Here is an 18,881-nt window from a genome sequence, read left to right on the forward strand (position 1 = left end):
GGTGGCAGTTTCACGTCGATTTGTCCTCCACGGATTTGATCGCGTCTGGATCGATCCCCATTGCGAGATACTCCGCGATTCGCTTTTTCCGATGAGAGCGACTGGCGTCTGCGTTTCGAACCTGATGATACTTGATTCGTTCAAGCTCCGTTTCATATTCCCGGTATCGGATTGGACGAGAGAGACCCATACAACGGATAAACACATCGGCTGCGCGGCGAACCTGCTCTACCGTCAATCGCTCTGCGTCGGTGACGACTTCTGAGCGACAGAGCCGATGCCGAACACGAGCGCAGAACAACTGGGCAAGAATCGTCACGATGAAGTGACGATGCACACAGCCCCATCCACGACACTCGAAGTGGTCCCAGCCCAGCTCTTCTTTCGCTTCACGGAAGCAAGCTTCGACCTTCCAGCGACCGAAGGCGACTCGCAGCAGTTCGCGAACCGTCCAGCCACCGCGACCGGGAATCCGATTGCTGATGAAGTACTTTGTTTCTCCCGTACGGACGTTTCTCGCGACAATCAGCGTGCACTGCGAACTGACAAGCCGACCATCGTGCGTCTTTCGATAACAAACGTGCCACCTGACTTCCCATACTTCCGGTCCTTTGTGCGAATCACGGACACGGTATCGCTGCGGTGTTTGTGAAGCCAAGCCGGGCGAATGCTTGGCGAGGTTTTGGACCTCGTACGGCTTTGCGTCACGGGCAGCCAAACGTGGATACTTCTTGGGACGTCCGTTACGGTTTCGGGGCGGTTTTCGCAGGACTTGCGGCTTCCGAGTCCACATCATGAAGTTCGGAGGCACTTCACCTACAAATGCTTGCTTGCGTTCATCGAGGCCGTCAAGGAACTTGCCGTCTCGTCCGTAGAATTCGTCAAAGGCCCAGGCTTTGACCGCAATTCCGTCCGCCATTGCCTCATCGACCAGTACCAATGCGATTTGCGGCTTGGTTAGAAACGTAATGTCGTCTGGAACATGAGTTTTATTCGGCGCGACGCATCGCTGGCCCACTCTTTGGGTAAGTACATGCGAGCGGCGATCAATCTTTGGAAGGTTCTGGTTGCGAAGGTTAACGCAACGCTGACGACGGCGTTTTCGACTTTGCCCCGATTGCCGTTGTACTGGCGTTTGACTCCGACCGTTTGGTTGCCGCTCTTGGCTGTTCCGGTCTCGTCGATCACACCGATGGCGTCGGGATCGGCTTGCTCTTGGACAACGATCTTGCGGCATCGACGAAGCACCTCGTCGTGGTCCCACTTGATCGATTCGAGAAACCGTTGGAGCGTTCTGGGCCGAACTCCCTGTTTTAGGGCGATCGCTTCGACGTTCTTGCGTTGCAAGTCTGATAGCAACCCACAGACATACGTCGACAAAAGTCGACGGCCTTTGACGCCATGGAAACAGTCGGCGAAGAGAGCCAGAAATTGGGCGAGCAATTTCCCGAGCGATGCGATATCCTGGAGCGACATTGAAGCGACCTTCCGTGGTTTCGTCGTGAAACTTAAGCACACGGAGGGTCGTTTCTTTTTGGCTTCCACGTCAAGCGAGATAAGTCGCATTCCAGTCACGACTTACCGATAATTTGAAGCCACGAAGTGGCGCTGTCCAGCTAGTTGCTGGAGTTCGTACAGGCCGACTCTCGGGGCATTCGTTCTTTGTCAGAAGTACAGTGTCCACTTCTTCCGCTCAGTGATTCAGTGACGAGATCGACACAGGGATCGATCTTGAATACTTCGCTACTTGAACGGAGAGAACCGCCATGACGACAACTGAAGCGTGGGTTGCCACCGCTGCCAATCAACCTTTGACTCGCCAGACAATCGAGTTTGGACCATTGGGGGCGGAGGAGGTCGAAGTCGAGGTCGAGCATTGTGGCATTTGCCACTCCGATCTGTCCATGCTGAACAATGAGTGGGGCATGACTCAGTACCCCGCAGTCCTCGGCCACGAAGTGGTCGGTCGGATTGTGGAGCTGGGGCCCGCCGCAAAAGGACTCAAGGTCGGCCAACGTGTCGGAATCGGTTGGACGGCAAGCAGCTGCATGCATTGCCGCCAATGCATGTCGGGAGATCAACATCTGTGCGCCCATGCCCAGGGAACGATCGTTGGGCACCGCGGCGGGTTTTCGAACCGAGTGAGAGCTCACTGGGCCTGGACGATTCCTTTGCCAGAGGGCATAGCCGCGGAAGACGCAGGCCCTTTGTTCTGTGGTGGTATTACGGTCTTCAACCCGCTGGCACTCTACGCCCAACCTATCCACCGCGTCGGCATCGTGGGAATCGGGGGCCTGGGTCACCTAGGGGTCAAGTTTGCTTCCGCCTACGGGTGCGAAGTCACCGCGTTCACCTCCAGCGAGGGCAAGTTTGACGAGGCCCGCCAGCTGGGCGCCCACCACGTGGCGTCAAGTCGTGATTCGCAGTCGTTTGCACGACGCGCCGGGTATTTCGACCTGCTGATCGTCACCGTTGCAGTTCCTCTCGACTGGCCGGCGATCATCGCTGCACTCGCGCCCCGCGGCCGACTCCACATCGTGGGCATCGTCCCCGAGCCCATCAAAGTGGACGTGTTTTCGCTGCTGATGGGGCAACGGTCCGTTTCCAGCTCTCCAACGGGTTCACCAACCGACATCGCGCAAATGCTGGACTTTGCCGCCAGGCATCGTCTTGCGCCACAGACCGAGCACTTTCCGATGAGCCGGATGAACGAGGCGATGGAGCACCTGGCAGCCGGCAAGGCCCGCTACCGCATCGTGCTCGACGCGGACTTTTGACACATAACGTCTCGTTTGGCTGGACTTGCAACGCCTGTCCTTGACTGGATCATTCTACGAACCATTCCACCAATTTGAAGAAAACCATGAAAGCCATTGCCCTCACACGCTATCTGCCGATTGATGATTCCAACTCTCTGATTGACGTCGACCTCGAAAAACCGGTTCCCAAAGCGCGTGATCTGCTCGTCGAGGTAAGAGCAATCGCGGTCAACCCAGTGGACACAAAGGTGCGAGCTCCCAAGGATCAGGTAGAGCCGACACCGCGAATCCTAGGCTGGGATGCCGCCGGCATCGTCCTCGACGTGGGTTCCGAAGTGAGCTTGTTTCGCCCTGGAGACGCGGTTTTTTATGCCGGCGATCTCACTCGCCAGGGGTGCAATTCCCAGATGCAACTCGTCGATGAACGGATCGTCGGCCACAAACCTTCGTCGCTTGATTTCGCGCAGGCCGCAGCATTGCCGTTGACCGCCATCACGGCCTATGAAGCGTTATTTGATCGTCTCGGACTCGACCCGGATGGCGAAAACGGGCAGCCGAGCCTACTGATTGTAGGCGGCGCTGGCGGTGTCGGATCCATCGCGATTCAGCTCGCGAAAATTGCGAAACTGAATGTCGTGGCGACCGCCTCTCGGCCCGAGTCCGTGCAGTGGGTGACCGAACTGGGGGCCGATCATGTTGTCAACCACCGGGAACCCTTGCGGCCACAGCTCGAAGCGATTGGCCTGCGGCATCTCGATTTCATCGCCTTGTTTAACGATACCGACGGTCATTGGAACGCGGCCACCGACTTGATACGGCCTCAAGGCACGATTGTGACCATCGTGGAGAACAAAAGGCCGTTGAGCCAGGATGTGATGAAGGCCAAGTCGGCCAAGCTTGCCTGGGAGTTCATGTTTACCCGATCGATGTTCCAAACCAACGACATGGAGCAGCAACACCGGCTGCTGCATCGGATCGCCGAGTGGGTCGATCAAGGGGGGCTTCGCAGTACGGTCAATCGAGTCATCAGCCCCATCTCTGCGGACAATCTACGCGAGGCGCATCGCCTGATCGAAACCGGACGAAGCATCGGCAAAATTGTCCTGGAGGGGTGGCCACTCGCGTATTGACCTGTTGATTTACTAGCCAGCGGCGCTAGCAAGGGCGAGTCGGATCCACTCGCTAGCGCTTCGGGCTCGTTTTGTCCTGTTCTTCCATCGAAAACGAATAAATCAACAGGCCGGTATGCAAGCTGTTGCACCGCGAAGCAGTCGCGTTGCCATCGCGTTGCCATCGCGTGGGAGTGTAGCACCTGCTAATCGAACAACTCAGGTGCCGACTGACTCTCCTTGAATGAATGCCAACAGATCCGCATTGATGACATCGCTGTTGGTGGTACACATTCCGTGCGAAAACTTTTCGTAGATCTTGAGCTTGCTTTGCTTCAGTAGTTTTGCCGAGAGCATCGCGGAGGCTCCGATGGGCACGATCTGATCATCATCACCATGCATGACGAGTGTTGGCACGTCAATCGCCTTCAGGTCGTCGGTGAAATCCGTTTCCGAGAAAGCCTTGATCCCATCGTAGTGCGCCTTGGCACCTCCCATCATTCCCTGCCGCCACCAGTTCTGCACGACAGGTGCCGAGGGAGTCACCTCCGGACGGTTGAAGCCGTAGAAAGGTCCGCTGGCGACGTCCCAGTAGAATTGCGTCCGGTTGGCCAGCAATTGCTCACGAAACCCATCAAACACATCGAGTGGCAGTCCATCCGGGTTATGCTGCGTTTTCACCATCAGCGGCGGAACGGCGCCGATGAGTACCAGTTTTGCAACGCGCCCCGCTCCGTGCTGCGCAACATAACGAGCCGCTTCACCGCCGCCTGTCGAATGGCCAATATGAACAGCGTCTCGTAAATCAAGATGCTTCACCACGGCGGAAACGTCGGCAGCATAATGATCCATGTCATGACCATCGCTAACCTGACTGGATCGCCCATGGCCTCGTCGATCATGAGCGATCACGCGATAGCCTTTGGACAGGAAGAACAGCATCTGGGAATCCCAATCATCGGAGCTGAGCGGCCAGCCATGATGAAAGACAATAGGCTGATCGCTGGGGTTCCCCCAGTCTTTGTAAAAGATGTTTGCGCCGTCTGCGCTCGCAACCAAGCTCATCGGTACGTCCTTTTTTCAAAGTGAATCGGAATGCAGTCCGCCAGCGAAGGCGAAGCGCATTCTGACTTCGAATCTCGTTCACAATGTTAAGCGTAACCGATGGACAGCCTTGTCAAGTCGACGTGCACCGGGACCGCCAATTCTAGTATTGGCTTGGCTCCAAAAGCGAAAGGAGAATGGAAAGAGATCGTCCCGACGGGATGCAGGTGATCAGGACCACTGGTGCCGGTGAAGCACATCGCCTTGTAGGTTGACGATCCGGATTTCCAGTCGCTGTTCGGCGTCTTCTTGAACAGCGTCGACGATGGTCAGTGTCGCTTGGCCCGGTCGCGGTCCTCCGCCGACGAATTGCAGGACCGGCATTTCCTCGCTCGCCGCGTCCAGGCGGTCGCGGTGCATGTGTCCCGACAGGATCGCGTGAACGCCTGCCTGTTTTAAGACGGGCAGCCACAGTTTGGCGCCGAAACCGCAATAGCTGGCGTAGCCTTCCAGAGTCGTCCCGTCGTTCTGGCCGTCGAGTCCGCGTAAGGGGATATGGCACGCGACCACCTTGAGCGGCGCCTGCTTGATCTCGGGGCGATCCAGCACGCGTTTCAGCCATGTGGCTTGGCGTGCACGATAGGGTTCGTAGGCGGCGGTTCCGGCAAACACCGGATGGCTGTCCGGTTTATCCTCTCCCGTATCCAGTGTGATCAACGCCAGCGGACCGAGCCGCAACGCCTGGTTGTAAGGCAGCTCTGTCGACTCGGGGCAACCCGCAAAACTCTTGATGACTTCGCGCGCCCGCTGGCCTCGAACATCATGATTCCCGTTGCTGAACAGAAGCGGACGCGTGCCGGCCCAGGCCAGGTTTGCATCCTGAGCCGGATTGAGCAAGATTTGCTCGGGGGAATCGGAGGCGTCAAAGTCGTTGCAACTGTCGCCATTCCAGATCAATGCGTCCGGCCGGAGCTTTTCAATTTCGCCGTGCAGGACTCGGATCGTCTCCAGGTTTTCATGCGTGTCGTTGATGCTGACCAGACGAATCCGTTTCTTCGCGCCGCTGGGCAACCGGAGGGCATACGTGCGAGTCGCGTCCGGCTCACCGCGTTGCAGCGAATAGGCGTTCACATAGTGCAGCGGTTGCACCAGCACACGATAGTAAATCGGGCGATCGGTCGGCAGCGGTTCATGGTGTTCGATGCGAACATGCAACGCGCGGTCATCGGCACGAATCAATCCGTGGTCACTGGCGACGGAAGTGAACCGCAGGTCATCGGCGGCCAGCCCGTATTCAACCCAGGCGGTGGCCAGTCCCCGGACCGCGACGCTGACGCCGAAGCCGTCTTCACGCGGGTTTTGCACCACCGGTGGGCTGGCGAGCAGTCCCCGCGCGTCGGTCGGATCCGATGAGGTCCCTTGCGACTGAGCGGACTGTTGAAGCCCGATCGCGGAGACGGCAACGGAGCTGATCGGAACGGTGCCCAGGAATTGGCGACGACTTACCATCTTGATCTCGACGATGAACGGACCGGATGCAACCGAATGAGGTCACTTTAGTCGAACGATTTCATTTCAGCGACCAACGCCACTCCCACCGGAACGCAACATCTTCTTGTCACGCATTTTCCTGCCCCTCATCGAACCCTCCCGGTCCGGAAACGAAAAACCCCGCCAAGCACATCGCTTGACGGGGTTAATCGTGAGTCGGGATGACAAGATTCGAACTTGCGACCTCTGCACCCCCAGTGCAGCGCTCTAACCAGGCTGAGCCACATCCCGCTCGGGTGCGATAGGGTAACGAACAGTGATTTTCTTTTCTAGACCGGAACGATCGGCTTTGGGTTCAGTTTTTGAAGTGGGGATCGGAGAGCGGGAGTCAGGGGTGAGGCGCGAGCTCACTTGATCTGCAGATCCGCATTGAGTCACTCTTCAGGCCGCTCGCCCCCTCATCCCCAGCCCTTTTCCCCCGCAAAGCCGGGGGAGAAGGGAGCCAGGGTAACTGTGAAAACTTCGTTTGATGCCCTCTAGGAGACATCTTCGACGCTTGAAGCTTCTGACCTGGACGTCCCCGCTTTGGAGAAAGGGGACGGTTTCGCTCTCGGCGACTTTGCGGCACACTCTTGGCTGATCCCTGCATTCTCCACGGAGCACCCCCACACCATGTCTTTTGCGACTCGATTGGCCGACGCGGTTCGGCGGACTCGTAGCGTCACCTGCGTCGGACTGGACCCCCGCAAAGCCTCGCTGCCGGCACCGATCCGTGACTCGGTCAGCCAGGACCGGCCGGAGGAATGGGCGGCGGCATACACCCAGTTTTGCTGCGAAATCATCGACGTCGTCGGCGATCTTGTGCCCTGCGTGAAGCCGCAAGCGGCGTTTTTCGAGCAACTCGGCCCTGCCGGAATGATCTCGCTGGGCGAAGTCATCGCCTACGCCCGATCGAAAAACCTGTTGGTCATCCTGGACGGCAAACGCAACGACATCGGCAGCACCGCGACCGCCTACGCCGACGCTTACCTGGGCGCCGAGAGCCCTTGGGGCAGCGATTCGCTGACGGTCAGCCCCTATCTGGGACGCGACAGCATCGAGCCGTTCGTGGACGTTTGCGATTCTCGAGCGGCAGGGGTGTTCGTCTTGGTGAAAACGTCCAACCCCGGTGGTGGGCTACTGCAGAACCGCGAAACCGATGGGCAAACGGTGTTCGGAGCCGTCGCAGAATTGCTGACCGAGTTGAATTCGACGCGGCAAAACGCCGAGGGTTACGGGCCTTTGGGGGCGGTCGTCGGTGCGACGTATCCGCAGGAATTGGCCGAATTGCGGGCCGCGATGCCTCACAGCTGGATCCTGATCCCCGGATTCGGTGCCCAGGGCGGTGCGGCCGACGACGTCAAGGTCGGGTTTCACGAGGGCGGGATGGGGGCGGTGGTCAACAGTTCCCGTCACATCATTTTCGCTCATGCCCGCCCGGAATATGCCGATAAGTTCGGGGACGCACGCTGGCACGACGCGGTCCGGGCGGCGACCGAGCAGATGAACGCGCAATTGGACCTGGTGAGTTAGTTGGGCCCAGTGAATTGATTAGGCCCCGTGAAGTCGTCGAATCCAGGCGATTTTGCCGTTTTGGCCGCTCGAACCCTCTTCCGGACCCGGACGCCAGTTGCTACCTTTCGCGGTTCTCCGTCGACCGACTCCGACGGGAAAAATCAATGACCCCCAGCAGATGATGGAATCATGGGCAACAAGATGAAGACCCATAAGGGTATCAAGAAACGCTTTCGCTTGTCCGCCACGGGCAAGGCGATGCACCGCCAAAGTGGCACCAGCCACCTGGCAAACGGTTTGACCAAAAAGCGTCGGCGAAACCTGCGCGGCACGACCGCGGTGGACACCTGCATGGAAAAATCCATCCAGGCCTCGCTGAACGGTTACAGCAACTAACGATCGAATTTCACCCATTTGGATAGGCGAAACATCGACGCAAACTTCTTTGACGTCGGGGCCTGATTCAAAACAACCTCGGAAGGAATGCACCCATGCGTGCGACCAAAGGTGCCGCTCGTCGGCAATCCAAGAAACGTCTGTTCAAACGCGCCAAAGGTTACGTCGGCGGACGCGGCCGTCTGACCCGATCGGTCAAGGAAACGCTGCTCCGCAGTGGCGCGTACGCCTTTCGCGACCGCCGCGTGCGAAAACGCGATTTCCGTCGCTTGTGGATCACGCGTCTGAACGCCGCGACCCGCATGCACGGCCTGCGATACAGCGAATTCATTCACGGTTTGAAGAAAGCCGGGATCGAATTGGACCGCAAGACGCTGTCCGAAATGGCCATCCACGACGAAGCCGGTTTCAAGGCCGTCGTTGATAAGGTCAAAGAAGCGTTGGCCGCGTAGGCTTCGGCCGCGGTTTCCGCCAAGCGTTCCAGTTATGTCGCTGCAGAATTTTCTCTCCGCCCTCGATGCTTTGCAAAGCGAGGCGATTGCAACCCTTGATGCCGCCTCCGATCCGGAGGCCTTCGAGGCTGCGCGGGTCAAGTACGTGGGCCAAAAGAAAGGCGCACTGAAAGACATTCAAAAGCAAATGGGCGGCGTGGCGGCGGACGATCGAAAGTCCGCCGGCATGCGGCTGAACGAAGTCAAGCAAGCGATCGAAAAAGCGGTCGCCGAGGCCCAGTCGCGACTATCCGGTGGCGGCGACAGCGGCGTCGATCCGACGTTCGATCCCACGTTGCCCGGTGTGCGGCCAACGATCGGGCACATCCATCCGATCACCCAGACGATCACGCACCTGACCGAGATCATGGGGCGGATGGGGTTCGAAGCGGCCGAGGGTCCCGAGGTCGAAGACCCCCACCACAACTTCGTCGCCCTGAACATCCCCGAAGACCACCCGGCCCGCGATCCGTTGGATAACTTCTATCTGGCGACCGCAGCCACGGGGACGGAAAAGCAGAACATCGAAGGCACGCGGTTGCTGCGCAGCCAAACCAGCACGGTTCAGATCCGTGTGATGGCCAACCGCAAGCCGCCGGTCCGTGTCATTTCGCTCGGCCGCGTCTATCGTCCCGATGATCCGGACGCGACCCACTTTCCGATGTTTCATCAGATGGAAGGGTTGCTGGTCGACACGCACGTGACGATGGCGAACTTGAAAACCGTGTTGCGCGTGTTTGCGACCAACTACCTGGGCGGTGACGTCGAGATTCGTTTTCGACCGTCGTTCTTTCCGTTCACCGAGCCCAGTGTCGAAGTCGACTTTTTGTGGGACGGGAATTGGATCGAGTTCGGGGGCGCGGGAATGGTCGACCCCAACGTGTTCCGCGCGGTCGGCTACGATCCCGAAGAAGTCTCGGGGTTTGCGTTCGGCCTGGGCGTCGAACGGTTGTGCATGCGTCGCCATGGCATCAAGGACATCCGTGACCTGTACAGCGGCGACATGCGTTTTCTGTCACAGTTTTAACTCAGTTCCGATATTCCGATCTTCCAGGTTTCAAGTTGCGATTCCTGAGGGGCTTGGAACGTGAAACCTGGAACCCCCAACCAGAACAATGCTTGTTTCTTGGAAATGGCTCACCCGCTACGTCGATCTGCCGGCCGACCGTGAAGAGTTGGAAACCCGGCTCAGTTTGAGCGGGCTGAATCACGAAGGGACGGAGACGTCGAACGAGAACCCGGCGCTGGCGGCCGATGACGTTTGCATCGACCTGGAAGTCACCAGCAACCGCGGCGATTGTTTGGGGCACATCGGCGTGGCGCGAGAGATCGCGGTGCTGTATGACACGGAGTTGCGGGTGCCGTCGCCGACGCTTGAGGAGTCCAAGACAGACGTCGCGTCGCTGCTGAAAGTTGAGAATGAGTTCACCGAAGCTTGCCCACGCTACACCGCGCGTGTGATCCGGGGCGTCAAGGTTGGCCCCAGCCCGGCGTGGATGCAGGCCGCCCTGACCAGCGTCGGGATCGGCGTGGTCAACAACGTCGTCGACGCGACCAATTACGTGTTGATGGAATGCGGGCAGCCGTTGCATGCGTTTGATTACGCCAAAATTGCGGACCAGAAAATCGTCGTGCGGCCGGCACGCGAAAAAGAAATCATCACCGCGATCGATCACCGCCAATACGAACTGGATCCGTCGATGTGCGTGATCGCCGACGCAAAATCGGCCTCCGCCGTCGCCGGTGTGATGGGCGGAGCGGATTCGGAAGTGACCGATTCGACGGCCGACGTGGTGATCGAGGCGGCCATCTTCACTCCGCTTTCCGTGCGACGGGCGGCGCGAACGCTGAAATTGCACAGCCCCTCGTCGTTTCGGTTCGAACGCCGCGTCGATCCGGTCGGCGTGGATTGGGCCAGCCGACGCGTTTGCCAGTTGATCGTCGAGTCGGCCGGCGGAACCGTCGCCAAAGGAATCATCGATACGGCACCGGAGATCGAACCGCGACCGCCGATCGTGTTGCGACGGTCGCAACTGGAACGGATCCTGGGGATCACGATCGAGCCCGGCGAAGTCGATCGCATCCTGACGGCGCTCGGTTGCCAAAGTGACGCCAAGATCACGGCGGGATCCGGTTCCTACCGTGCCCCATCGTGGCGTCATGACCTGACCCGCGAGGCCGATTTGATCGAGGAAGTGGCTCGGATTCACGGTTACGACAAGATCCCCGAGGACAGCCCGATCCCGGTTGCGCCGAGCAGCAAGCGGACCTTCGACTCGGCGACGGAAAAGATTCGTGGCGTGTTGACCGCCGCGGGGCTGAGCGAAGCGATGACGCCGAGTGTGGTGACGAAAAAGCTTGATTCGTCACTTTCGCCATGGACCGAACGACCAGCCTTGAGCACTCAGACGGCGATGTTAAAAGGCGCCAAGCGACTTCGCCGCACGCTATTGCCGAGCTTGATCGAAGCACGCGCCAACAACTGGGCATCGGCGTCGATCGAAGCGGATCTATTTGAAATCGCGCACCTTTACCTGCCCGGTGAGACCGAAGACGAGTTGCCCGATGAGCTTTACGCGGTCTCGTTGGTCTGTGGCGGTGACTTCTTTGCCGCCAAAGGCATCATCGAATCGCTGTGCCAGCGATTGGGCGCACGACAAGCCGTTTCGGTCTCCCCGGTCGATTCTCCCGGCTTCGTCACCGGTCAGTTGGTCCAGTTGTCGCTGGGCGATTCACCACTGGGGTATCTCGGTGTCGTCGCACCCAAGACCTTGAAACAGTGGAAACTATCGGGCAACGTCGTGGTCGCCGAATTGTCGATCGCCGCGTTGTTGGCCGATGCCGAATTGGTGCCACAGCAACGCATCGTCAGCATGTTCCCCTCGGTCGAACGCGACCTGAATTTCGTGATGTCCGAATCGGTGCGTTGGAACGATCTGGAAAATGTGGTCCGATCGGCCGTCGGCGATCAGCTGAAATCGGTCACCTATCGTGAAACGTATCGCGATCCGAAAAAGGATGGCAAGGATCGCAAACGCGTGTTGCTGTCGATGCAGTTGCAAAGTGACGAGACGACGCTGAGCGGTGACGATGCCGACGCGCTGGTTCAAAGCGTCATCGGCGCCTGTAAGAAGAAGCTCGACGCCGAGTTGTTGGGTTGATATGCCCGTTGAAATCTTTGCGTACTGCACGCACCGTGATCCGCCCGAACCGCAATTCCCCCACGAACCGGTGTTCGTGCGCGACGAGTCGACTCCGGGATTCGTCGAACATCTGATGGGTTTGGTCCAAGACCTGTTTGAATCGCAGCAGGATCAGTTCAGTCAGACCGTGTACGCGATTTGTCGGCACTTGCAGCGGACCAACATGCTGGTGGCGATGAAGGTCGATGGCGAGCACATCGAAGCGATCGCTCCTTGGGCGTGGCAGGCCAACGCGATCCTGTTTCTGCCCGACCGCAGTATCCGCGACCCCAACGGCGCGGTGCTGTACGACCCGGCGGCCGTGCAGCCTGATCCGAACGCCCAATTGCCGTTTTTGCCCGATGCCCGACAGCGAAAGGCTCAAGCAGAAATCGAACTTCGAAACCGATTGATCGACACGCCCGAGGCATTGCCGCCGGTGGTCAGCGAATTCGAAGTTACCTTGCGTTCGGCGGATGAAGTCGTGTGGCGAATGCTCGCGTTGTTCGTCGTGGCGGTCCGCGCCGAATCGCTGTCGAGCGGAAAACCGATCCCGGTCGCGGCGTTACGGGAGAAGTCTCCTTTGGCGTTCCAATCGCTCACGTCTTGGGAGACCACCTTTTTGGAAAACGAGTCGCCGCCCGAAGCCGATGTTTCGGCCGCGGGTTGGCGCTACGAGGCGCTCGCGTTGTTGCAATGGTCCTTGGGGATGCACTCGGAACTTGCCTTTCCCGACGCGATTTGTGATGTCCCGGAGGTTGCCCGCCAGATGATCGCGATGCCGGCGCGACAGATGATCGAATCGGCGGCGTTGCGACCAACGGGCGAAATCCTGGACGCCCTGGACATGAATTTTCGACTGCTGTGGGCGGCCCGCGATGCGGCGACGCGGCAGACGGAACCCCCGGCGGGCATCGAAGGCGGCGTGATCGCGGAGCGGCAACACGCGCTGAATTGGTTGACCCGTTTTGAGAACGCGGAATGGGACGAGGTGGACATTCCGAGTTAGGCGGTGGGGGAACATTTGGGACGATGGTTCTACACTCGCAGCGTAGAACCGCTGTCTCAGCTGTTCTCTCGTGGCAGCGAAGCTGACAGAGGACACGCGTTCCGCCGGGACGGCGGTGGGGGAACATTTGGGACAAATGTTCTACAATCGCAATGTAGAACCGCTGTCGCAGCTGTTCCCTGGTGGCAACGAAGTTGCCAGAGGACACGTGCTCCGCCGGGACGGCGGTGGGGGAACATTTGGGACAAATGTTCTACAATCGCAATGTAGAACCGCTGTCGCAGCTGTTCCCTGGTGGCAACGAAGTTGCCAGAGGACACGTGCTCCGCCGGGACGGCGGTGGGGGAACATTTGGGACAAATGTTCTACAATCGCAATGTAGAACCGCTGTCGCAGCTGTTCCCTGGTGGCAACGAAGCTGACAGAGGACACGCGTTCCGCCGGGGCGGTGGCGGGGGAACAATTGGGACAATGGTTCTACACTCGCAGTGTAGAACCGCTGTCTCAGCTGTTCCCTGGTGGCAGCGAAGCTGACAGAGGACACGCGTTCCGCCGGGGCGGTGGCGGGGGAACAATTGGGACAATGGTTCTACACTCGCAGTGTAGAACCGCTGTCTCAGCTGTTCCCTGGTGGCAGCGAAGCTGACAGAGGACACGCGTTCCGCCGGGGCGGTGGCGGGGGAACAATTGGGACAATGGTTCTACACTCGCAGTGTAGAACCGCTGTCTCAGCTGTTCCCTGGTGGCAGCGAAGCTGACAGAGGACACGCGTTCCGCCGGGGCGGTGGCGGGGGAACAATTGGGACAAATGTTCTACACTCGCAGTGTAGAACCGCTGTCTCAGCTGTTCTCTCGTGGCGGCGAAGCTGACAGGGGATAGACGCTCCGCCGAGGCGGCGGGTGGGGGAACAATTGGGACAAATGTTCTACACTCGCAGTGTAGAACCGCTGTCTCAGCTGTTCTCTGGTGGCAGCGAAGCTGCCACAGGACACGCGTTCCGCCGGGGCGGCGGTGGGGGAACAATTGGGACAAATGTTCTACACTCGCAGTGTAGAACCGCTGTCTCAGCTGTTCTCTCGTGGCAGCGAAGCTGACAGGGGATAGACGCTCCGCCGGGGCGGCGGTGGGGGAACATTTGGGACAAATGTTCTACACTCGCAGTGTAGAACCGCTGTCTCAGCTGTTCTCTGGTGGCAGCGAAGCTGCCACAGGATACGCGTTCCGCCGAGGCGGCGGGTGGGGGAACATTTGGGACAAATGTTCTACACTCGCAGTGTAGAACCGCTGTCTCAGCTGTTCCCTGGTGGCAGCGAAGCTGACAGGGGATAGACGCGCCGCCGGGACGGCGGTGGGAGAACATTTGGGACAAATGTTCTACAAATATTCATGGATGAGAGTCGTTTGCGTACAATGTTTTCCATCATTTTGATCCACTTCGACGGCACTTTCTCTCCGGTCACCCCTTAGACATTCATGAGTGAATTAAAACGCGAACTCCACTCGGCGGATGAATTCGACGAGGTATTGGAGGTCGAGGCGCCGGAGGAGCAGGAAGCGGACAAGCCGTTGTCGCGCAAGGACTTTCGGCGGCAGAAACGCAAGCGTCGTCGCAAAGTCATGCTGGCGGTGCTGCCCACCATGCTGACCCTCGGCAACGGCGTCTGTGGGCTGGGGGCGATCGCCGTGGCGGTCAGCGGTGCCGAACTGGGCTGGCCGTTGGAGCAAAAACTGTTCACGTCCGGAATGCTGATTTTCGGCGGAATGCTGTTCGACGCGCTCGACGGATCGGCGGCTCGGATGACCGGCCAGGAGACCGAGTTCGGTGCTCAGCTGGACAGCTTGTGCGATGCCGTCACGTTCGGCACCGCTCCGGCGGTGATCATCTGGCGGATCAGTGATGCGTTGCCGCAGCGGTTTCTGTGGGCCGTGGGTGTGCTGTTCACCTTGTGCGTGTTGATCCGGCTGGCCCGTTTCAACGTCGAAACCGGTGAAGACGATTCACACGAGACGTTTGAGGGGCTGCCCAGCCCGGCCGCGGCGGGAACACTGGCCGCGTTTGCGATCGCGATGCCGGACTTGAAGGACTTGGCCAGTAACAAGATCTACCCCGAAAACGTTCAGGCGATCGCGGATGCGGCGTTGGTCGGTTCCCACTACTTCATCCCTGCCTTGGCGGGGGTGCTGGCGTATTTGATGGTGTCTCGGTTTCAGTACCCGCACTTGGTGGCCCAATGGGTCAAGGGACGCCGCACGACGCACCAAATCGGTCAAGCGATGTTCGCCCTCGGCGGCGTCTTTCTGTTGCATTGGTTGGCGCTGCCGATCGCGTTTTGCTACTACTCGTTCGCCGCGCCGCTGCGGTCGTTGATGCGATCTCGGCGAAGTTGGCTGCGGGCGAACGAGTGATCTGTCGGGGTGAAAGCGGTAGCGGAAGCTGCCAAGGCTTTCGTTGTTCCCCCGCGACCTGAATCCTCAGGCGAGCGAAACTCTTGGCGAGTTCCGCTACCGGAAAACGGGTGGCACTAAAACGAATCCGGCAAGACCGGCAGCGATCCGGCCAGCGGATCGGGCTCGGCCGTGACATCCCACTTGTCGGTGTCGACGGATTGGTAGGTGATCCGGTAGAGCGTCGTTTGGACGCCGTCGTGATGTGAATACTGGTACGAGACGCTGCTATTCGTGGGGTTGCCGGTTTCGATTCGTTGACAGGCGAGGGCTAGCACCATCATCGGTCCGCGTGCCCGCGATTCGCTTCGCATTCGGGCTTGTTCGATGCGCAGTGCCGAGGCGAGTTGGCGGGCGTGAACGGCCGCCATGGCGGTGGTGGTCAAGATCAACAGCATCACCACCAGCATGGCATACCCGCGTCGTCGGCTTGGAGGGCGTCGCTGCATCATGGCGTTAGATATCGGGGGTATTGAAGACGTAGGTTTCCGTGACGCCGCCCAATCGAAAATCGAGCGTGATCCTTAATTCGTTACCGATCACTTCAAAGTTCACCGCATCGACCAGGTGAGCGACCACGTTGGTCCGCCCGTTTTCCAGATCGGAACGGATCAGTTGTCCGTCGCTGGCCGAATAGATAATGACGCGATCGGGTGAGACCCAATCGGCCGATCCGTCGACGCCGGCATCAAAGCAAAGTCGTAATTCTTCGGCGCTGGGGATCATGCGGCCGACCAGCCGCCAGCGGTTGCGGTCTCCGGTCGGAGTGTCCGGGTCGTTTCCGGAGAAATCTCGTCGCAACGCTTCGATCGCCAATCGGGCTTCGCCGGCCACCCGCGTCCGGGCGATGTTGTCTGCCACGTTGCGCGTCAGGTCCATGGTGACGCCGGCAGCCATCACGGTGATCGTAGCCGCCATGATGGATCCGATGGTGACCTCCAGCAGGCTCAGCCCCCGCCGTCGTTGGTGTCCGAGATTGCTCGCCATCAGTCCAGCTCCACCGTGACCGTCGCACCGCCGTCGGGTGTCGCCAGGGCAGGCGTGACGATTTCGACCGATCGACGGCATCGCAACATGACGGCATCGGCGATCAACCAATCACCGGAGACCGGCGTGTCGTAAATCAGGACGTGCACGGTGCTGTGGGTAAAGGTGTACGTGCCCAAACTTTCCCACCAGCGCCCGGACCGTTCCAGGTCGTGCTTGAGCGAGCGTTGGTCCACGTGGACGGTACCCACCAACCCGTCGCAATAGACATGGTGTGGAACGGCGGAACCGAACTCGCCGGCATACGAGCTTTTCTTTTCCGGCACGTAGGTGAATAGTTCGTAGTCACCCGGCGGGACGCTATAAAACGAAAACAAGGCATAGGACCCATAGGCGGCGGTGGTTTGGATTTCATGGACCGTTGATTCATTGTCGCCCGGGTGTCCGCCGTACTCTTCCCAGTCATCGCCGCCGGTTGCCGCGTGGGTGGTAAAGCCGCTGCTGTCTTCGTTGTCACGGATCGCCTGGTACCCCGAGTTGAGCGGGTAAATGGGCGACGGTGCCGCGACCGCGTCGGGGACAATGTCTGCGTAGACACCAAACTTTTTTGCCCAGGCCGCTTCGGCGGGGCTGCCGGCGGTCACGGGATTGATCGATGCGATTTGATCCGCGGGAAGCATTTGCTGCAGCTGGGCCGTTTGACGCGACTGGACCACCGACAAGCTGTACAGTCCGCTGATACCGATCGAGAGCAGGACCATCGCGACTTGGACCTCCAGATAGGTCGACCCACGGCGTGCTGAAGTAACAGAATTCTGTACGGGCATCACGGGTGTCCTCAAAAACCCGGCGCAACGGTGGGGGCGCTGCCGAGGATCGGATTGAACCTGCCCTCGACGTCGCCTGTGATTTCACCCGTCTCATCGATCTGAAAGTCACCACTCCAGGCCCCGTTGTAGACGGGATTGCCGGCGGTGTTGAAGTTTCGCCGGCGCGCCTGGGCCGTGAACCCGGCGGCGTCGGCCGCGGTGATCGAGAACTCATAGCGGGGCGATGCATTGATCAGTTCGTTGTCGACCAATTCGGTGTCGATCAATTCCTGAAGCGTCGTCGCATAGGTGCGGTTTTCCAACCAGAAGAACCGCTGGGCGGAGGCGATCGAACGCAAACTGGCGCCGGCCAGATCGGCGTGCGACTGTTCCATCGTTTGAACGACGCTGGGGGCCGCGAACGTCAGCAACACGGCCAGAATCGTCATCGTGACGATGACCTCGATCAGCGAGAACGCGGCTCGATTCGGTCTGTGGCGGGCGATCATTTCACGTTCCCCGCCATTTCAAACATCGGAATGTAGATCGCCAGCATCACCACGCTGATCACCGCGCCCATGACCATGATGATCGCCGGTTCGGCCAGTTTGGTGACGCGTGACATGAACGCTTGCGTCTTTTCGCGATAGTACGGCGCGATCTCTTCCATCACGCGGCCCAGTTGTGCCGATTCTTCGCCGACGCGGACCGCGTTGACCATCATGGATGTGAATAAACCGGATTCCTCCAGGCCATCGGCCAAACTGCGACCGGCGGCCATGCGGTTCTTGGCGTACTCGATGGCTTCGCGATAGGGCGGTTGGGCGGCGAAGACGTCGGCGACCGTCTGCATCGTTTCCAGCATCGGAACGCCGCTTTTTAGTAACAACGCCAAATTGGAAGCAAACCGATACATCGATGATTGGATCACCAGATCGCCGATGACGGGAATCGCCACCATGACGCTGATCGATCGTCGTCGGCCCGCATCGGTCCCCAGCCACCGTTTCAACAGGTAGCCGCCGACGCAGCAAGCTGCGATGACATACAGTCCGTAGGCGGCGACCTGGTCGCTGAGGTCCAACACGAAAACCGTGATGCCGGGCAATTCCGCGCCCATTTCTTTGAACATGTCACCGAAGGTCGGGACCACAAACCAGAGCATCGCGAACACGACCAGGACGGCGACAAAAATCAGCACACAGGGATAGATCATCGACCCGATAAACTTGCTGCGTGTGTCGGCCGCTTCGCGGATCTGGCGATTCAGATCGACCAGGACTTCATCCAGTTTTCCGGTCGCTTCGCCGGTGGCGATCATCGCGACCCAGTGCATGGGAAAAATATCGGTGGTCGCTTCGATCGCCGAGTGCAGCGGCATGCCCGAGGCGACCCGCTCGGCCACCTCTTCCATCACCGCCTGCAACGCTTTGCTTTGATTCTGTTCGGCGGCCACGTGCAGGGCGCGCAACAGCGGCGTCCCGGATGCCAGCAGCGACCCGAGTTGTTGGAAGAATGTCATCTTGTCGTCCAGGCTCGCGCGTCCATGCTGCTTGGCAGAGACACGTGCGCGAGACAAGAACCAGGCGTCGAGAGACATGACA

Annotated in this window: 16 protein-coding genes, 1 tRNA gene and 1 pseudogene; 9 read left to right on the top strand and 9 right to left on the bottom strand. The window is 59.3% G+C overall.

Annotation, left to right across the window (positions count from 1 at the left end; translation table 11 throughout):
- Positions 1-10 precede the first annotated feature (10 nt).
- A pseudogene (locus Mal15_RS28200) lies at positions 11-1,566 on the bottom strand (IS701 family transposase).
- 200 nt (positions 1,567-1,766) lie between these two features.
- Between Mal15_RS28200 and ahr the strand changes: the two are divergent.
- Positions 1,767-2,777, top strand: coding sequence for an NADPH-dependent aldehyde reductase Ahr (ahr, locus tag Mal15_RS28210; RefSeq protein WP_147870814.1), 1,011 nt, complete (start codon positions 1,767-1,769; stop codon positions 2,775-2,777).
- Between the two features lie 86 nt (positions 2,778-2,863).
- Entirely contained in the window at positions 2,864-3,889 is a 1,026-nt protein-coding gene (locus tag Mal15_RS28215) for a zinc-binding alcohol dehydrogenase family protein (protein ID WP_147870815.1), read from the top strand.
- Between the two features lie 198 nt (positions 3,890-4,087).
- Here Mal15_RS28215 and Mal15_RS28220 read toward each other — a convergent pair whose 3' ends face one another.
- The 3 genes from Mal15_RS28220 to Mal15_RS28230 form a co-directional block, all read right to left on the bottom strand.
- The gene (locus tag Mal15_RS28220) at positions 4,088-4,933 is read right to left on the bottom strand and encodes an alpha/beta fold hydrolase (RefSeq protein ID WP_147870816.1); all 846 of its coding nucleotides are present in this window, start codon (positions 4,931-4,933) and stop codon (positions 4,088-4,090) included.
- Between the two features lie 210 nt (positions 4,934-5,143).
- Positions 5,144-6,421 carry a metallophosphoesterase family protein gene (locus Mal15_RS28225; RefSeq protein ID WP_147870817.1) on the bottom strand — a complete coding sequence of 426 codons (1,278 nt, stop codon included), beginning with the start codon at positions 6,419-6,421 and terminating at the stop codon, positions 5,144-5,146.
- A gap of 198 nt (positions 6,422-6,619) precedes the next feature.
- Positions 6,620-6,694 (bottom strand) — tRNA-Pro (locus Mal15_RS28230).
- Between the two features lie 381 nt (positions 6,695-7,075).
- On the opposite strand from Mal15_RS28230, the gene pyrF reads away from it, so the two are divergent.
- From pyrF to Mal15_RS28265, 7 genes are all read left to right on the top strand, one after another.
- Positions 7,076-7,975 carry an orotidine-5'-phosphate decarboxylase gene (pyrF, locus tag Mal15_RS28235; RefSeq protein ID WP_147870818.1) on the top strand — a complete coding sequence of 300 codons (900 nt, stop codon included), beginning with the start codon at positions 7,076-7,078 and terminating at the stop codon, positions 7,973-7,975.
- Positions 7,976-8,146: 171 nt separating this feature from the next.
- Positions 8,147-8,353: a 50S ribosomal protein L35 gene (gene rpmI, locus Mal15_RS28240; RefSeq protein WP_095742399.1), complete on the top strand. Its 207-nt coding sequence runs from the start codon at positions 8,147-8,149 to the stop codon at positions 8,351-8,353.
- A gap of 95 nt (positions 8,354-8,448) precedes the next feature.
- Positions 8,449-8,805, top strand: a complete 357-nt coding sequence (rplT, locus tag Mal15_RS28245) for a 50S ribosomal protein L20 (protein ID WP_147870819.1) — start codon at positions 8,449-8,451, stop codon at positions 8,803-8,805.
- A 34-nt stretch (positions 8,806-8,839) separates the two neighbouring features.
- Complete coding sequence (pheS, locus tag Mal15_RS28250) at positions 8,840-9,871, top strand: phenylalanine--tRNA ligase subunit alpha (protein ID WP_147870820.1); 1,032 nt, start codon at positions 8,840-8,842, stop codon at positions 9,869-9,871.
- An 88-nt stretch (positions 9,872-9,959) separates the two neighbouring features.
- Complete coding sequence (gene pheT, locus Mal15_RS28255) at positions 9,960-12,005, top strand: phenylalanine--tRNA ligase subunit beta (protein ID WP_147870821.1); 2,046 nt, start codon at positions 9,960-9,962, stop codon at positions 12,003-12,005.
- Between the two features lies 1 nt (position 12,006).
- Positions 12,007-13,035: a DUF4272 domain-containing protein gene (locus Mal15_RS28260; protein WP_167547102.1), complete on the top strand. Its 1,029-nt coding sequence runs from the start codon at positions 12,007-12,009 to the stop codon at positions 13,033-13,035.
- A gap of 1,474 nt (positions 13,036-14,509) precedes the next feature.
- Positions 14,510-15,442: a CDP-alcohol phosphatidyltransferase family protein gene (locus Mal15_RS28265; RefSeq protein ID WP_147870823.1), complete on the top strand. Its 933-nt coding sequence runs from the start codon at positions 14,510-14,512 to the stop codon at positions 15,440-15,442.
- 116 nt (positions 15,443-15,558) lie between these two features.
- Here the strand turns inward: Mal15_RS28265 and Mal15_RS28270 are convergent, their stop codons facing one another.
- From Mal15_RS28270 to Mal15_RS28290, 5 genes are read right to left on the bottom strand one after another with little or no spacing between them, the layout of a single operon-like run.
- Positions 15,559-15,933, bottom strand: a complete 375-nt coding sequence (locus Mal15_RS28270) for a hypothetical protein (protein WP_147870824.1) — start codon at positions 15,931-15,933, stop codon at positions 15,559-15,561.
- A gap of 4 nt (positions 15,934-15,937) precedes the next feature.
- Complete coding sequence (locus Mal15_RS28275; RefSeq protein WP_147870825.1) at positions 15,938-16,468, bottom strand: type II secretion system protein; 531 nt, start codon at positions 16,466-16,468, stop codon at positions 15,938-15,940.
- Positions 16,468-17,295, bottom strand: coding sequence for a type IV pilus modification PilV family protein (locus Mal15_RS28280; protein WP_147870826.1), 828 nt, complete (start codon positions 17,293-17,295; stop codon positions 16,468-16,470). The genes Mal15_RS28275 and Mal15_RS28280 overlap by 1 nt, the downstream gene beginning before the upstream one ends.
- A gap of 11 nt (positions 17,296-17,306) precedes the next feature.
- Positions 17,307-17,786 carry a type IV pilin protein gene (locus Mal15_RS28285; RefSeq protein ID WP_147870827.1) on the bottom strand — a complete coding sequence of 160 codons (480 nt, stop codon included), beginning with the start codon at positions 17,784-17,786 and terminating at the stop codon, positions 17,307-17,309.
- Positions 17,783-18,877 (bottom strand): type II secretion system F family protein, encoded by a 1,095-nt coding sequence (locus tag Mal15_RS28290; protein ID WP_147870828.1) that lies wholly within the window; start codon positions 18,875-18,877, stop codon positions 17,783-17,785. Before Mal15_RS28290 ends, Mal15_RS28285 begins: the two co-directional genes overlap by 4 nt.
- Positions 18,878-18,881 lie beyond the last annotated feature (4 nt).

It is taken from the genome of Stieleria maiorica, from assembly GCF_008035925.1.
Taxonomy (GTDB): Bacteria; Planctomycetota; Planctomycetia; order Pirellulales; family Pirellulaceae; genus Stieleria; species Stieleria maiorica.